Annotated in this window: 4 protein-coding genes; 3 read left to right on the plus strand and 1 reads right to left on the minus strand. The window is 70.7% G+C overall.

The features are described 5' to 3' along the window. On the minus strand, positions 1 to 570 hold a 570-nt coding region (locus OEY_RS0103815; protein WP_010592617.1), incomplete at its 3' end, for a hypothetical protein. 136 nt (positions 571 to 706) lie between these two features. Here OEY_RS0103815 and OEY_RS0103820 point away from each other — a divergent pair. The 3 genes from OEY_RS0103820 to OEY_RS0103830 all read left to right on the plus strand — a co-directional run. Beyond that, positions 707 to 1,756 (plus strand): alpha/beta fold hydrolase, encoded by a 1,050-nt coding sequence (locus OEY_RS0103820; RefSeq protein WP_010592618.1) that lies wholly within the window; start codon positions 707 to 709, stop codon positions 1,754 to 1,756. 111 nt (positions 1,757 to 1,867) lie between these two features. Beyond that, the gene (locus tag OEY_RS0103825; RefSeq protein ID WP_010592619.1) at positions 1,868 to 2,455 is read left to right on the plus strand and encodes a cysteine dioxygenase family protein; all 588 of its coding nucleotides are present in this window, start codon (positions 1,868 to 1,870) and stop codon (positions 2,453 to 2,455) included. Positions 2,456 to 2,504: 49 nt separating this feature from the next. After that, positions 2,505 to 2,976, plus strand: a 472-nt coding sequence (locus OEY_RS0103830; RefSeq protein WP_010592620.1) for an MBL fold metallo-hydrolase, incomplete at its 3' end; no start/stop codon positions are given.

Genomic DNA, 2,976 nt, shown 5'->3' on the forward strand with positions numbered 1-2,976 from the left:
TCCGGGGTCGTACCAGTTGCTGCCGCGTCCGCGCTGCTCGAGCAGGCCCATCGCCTCGAGGGTCGCGCCCACCACCTCGGCGCAGTACGCGCGCTCGAGGCCCGCGTCCGCCGGACGTGTGCGCCACGGCAGCCGGCCCGCGAACCAGCGCCCCGCCAGCCGGCTCGTCGAGGGGAACGGCGTGCCGTCCAGCCGGGCGACGGTGCGCAGCAGCTGATCCTCCTGCGCCGGCGTCACCTCGACGCCGAGCTGGCGCAGCCAGCCGCGCTGCCCGTACCGGGCGCTCCACACCTGCACCGCCTCGCGCAGGTCGTGCAGCTGCACACCGCGGTGGTGCCGGCCGGTCCACATGTCGGGCAGGCTCCTGCCCAGCTCGGCGTGCCACATCAGTGGGGGCAGGTCGTCGAGCACCACTGCCAGGCCGACGTGGTTGACGGGGGCGTTGGTCAGCGTCTGGATCGCGCGGTCGGCGTGGCTGCTGCCGCGAAAGATCCAGAGATCACCGGTGCGGGTCACCGCCACCGCGTCGTCGAGGGTGATCCGGGCCTGCGCTGAGCGCCGCTGCTGCATGATCGACAGCCTCTCACGCGGGGAGGTAGCGGGATCCGGCGCCGGATCGCGGCAGCGGCCGACCCGCCGGCGCCACCCCGCATCGATACGCCTCGCCCGAGGTTGACAGTGCGGCAGACGGCGCTACGGTGCAGGGATGGACCACGAGGTCCGGTACGCCGCCGGCGGAGATGTCAGCATCGCATACCAGGTGCTGGGCAGAGCGGGACCCGACCTCGTCTTCGTTCCGGGATTCGTCTCACACCTCGACCTCGCCTGGGAAGAGCGGTTCTTCGCGCGTTTCCTGCGCAGCCTGGGGTCGTTCACCCGGCTGATCTGGTTCGACAAGCGGGGAACCGGCCTGTCGGACGTGCCACGGGAGGAGGTGTCCATGGACGCCTGCGTCGAGGACGTCCGGGTCGTGATGGACGCCGCCGGGTCCCGGCGGGCGACCCTGTTCGGGGTCGCCGTCGGCGCCGGGATCTGCACCTCGTTCGCATTGAAGTACCCCGGCCGCACACGTTCGATGATCCTGTGGGACGCGCATGCCCGGCTCCTGGAGGACGACGGGTATGCGGCGGGGTGGAGCGAGGAGTTCTTCTCGTCGGTCCTGGCCGGCATCGACGAGGGGTGGGCGACGGGCTCCGGTATCGCGTCGATGAATCCGACACTGGCCGGGGACGAGCGGTATCGATCCTGGTTCGCGCGTCACGCCCGGGCGGCGGCGGGCCCGGCGCAGGCACGGGAACTGTTCCGGCTCTGCGCCGCGACCGATCTTCGTCCGAGGCTGCACGAGATCCGAGTTCCGACGCTTCTGCTCCACCACGTCGACGATCCGTGGCTGTCGGTCGAACACTCCCGCTACGTCGCGGCGCGCATCCCGGGCGCGACGCTCGTCGAACTACCCGGGATCGATCACTGGCCCTGGATCGGCGACATGGACGCGGTGCTGATCGAGATCGAGGCCTTCCTGACGGGGGTACGGCGGGGCCGCCGGAACCGCCCGGCGTGGGGGCCGGAGGCCCTGACCACCCGGGAACGAGAGGTGGGCGCGCTGGCCGTCGCCGGACTCAGCTCCCTGGAGATCGGCCGGCGCCTGTTCATCGGCGAGCGGACGGTCGAGACCCACCTCGCCAACATCTACGCGAAGCTCGGCATCAACTCGAGGGTGGAGCTGGTGCGGCGAGCGGTCGACTTCGGTCTGTGAGCCGGCCTCCGGCACCGCCGGGACGGCGCGCGACGTCCGTACTGGTACCGATGCACTCATCTCTGGTGAGCGCATACCGTTCTCTTCGAAAGCGGTTGCAGGAGGTGCATCATGAACAGGCACGCCGAACTCGGCCACCGGCAGTCGATCCACGATCTGATCCCCCGCCTGCGACAGGCGTCCACACTGCGCGACGGACCGGAGTCGGTCCGTGCGGTTCTGGCCGCGGCAGTCGCCGACGACAGCGACTGGCTGGACCCGCAGTACCAGGAGCGTCCCGAGACGCGGGACTGGGTGCTGTACCCCGTCCACCGGGCCTCGGACGGGCACCTGTCGATCCTGGTGGCGGTGTTCAGGGCCGGAGTGAGCACTCCGGTCCACAATCACGGTGCGTGGGCGGTGGTCGGCGTGTACCGGGGCCGGGAACGTGAGACGTGGTATCGCCGGCTCGACGACGGGCGTGTGCCGGGCAGGGCCCGGCTCCAGGTTGCCGACACCTTCGTGAACCCGCGGGGCACGGTGACCGTCGTACCCGACGGAACGATCCACTCGGTGGAGGCGCTCGACGGGACCGATGCGATCTCGATCCACGTCTACGGCACGGACATTCTCACGCAGAACCGCAGCACGTTCGATCTGCGGACGGGGAGCGAGGCGCCCTTCCGTCCCGACTTCACCGACCTCGGATCCGAGCGCTGACGGCCCGGCGCCGACGGCTGTTTCACCGTATCCACCGGAAGGAGGAGGGGTGACGACGAGAGCGGAGACCCGCGATCGACGATCCGCCGGACAGCTGCCGGAGCGGGACCCGGTACGGGTGGAGCTCCGGCCGGTCGACGCGGTCGATGTGACGACGCTGGTGGACAACTCCTCCGATGTGCTTCTGCCCGACGTGGGGCCCGTCCGCCGCTGGGGGCTGGCCGGATCGGCAGGTCCGCTCCCGATCGTCCCCAGCGATCTGGCGGTCGGATTCCGGACTGTCGACCTCCTCCGTGCGGAGCACGGGTTCTCCGTACTGATCGAGATCCGGGTCGGCGAAACCACGCACCGCGTCCTCTACGACGCGGGGGCCACGCCGGACGGGCTGATGGCGAACCTCGATCGGCTGGCGATCTCCCCGGACGGCATCGAGGCGATCGTGTTCAGCCACGGCCACTTCGACCACGTCATGGGTCTGCAGGGCCTCGCCCGCCGGCTCGGCTCCCCGCGCCCGCCGATCC

Source organism: Rhodococcus sp. P14 (assembly GCF_000256505.1).
In the GTDB taxonomy this organism is placed as follows: domain Bacteria; phylum Actinomycetota; class Actinomycetes; order Mycobacteriales; family Mycobacteriaceae; genus Rhodococcus; species Rhodococcus ruber.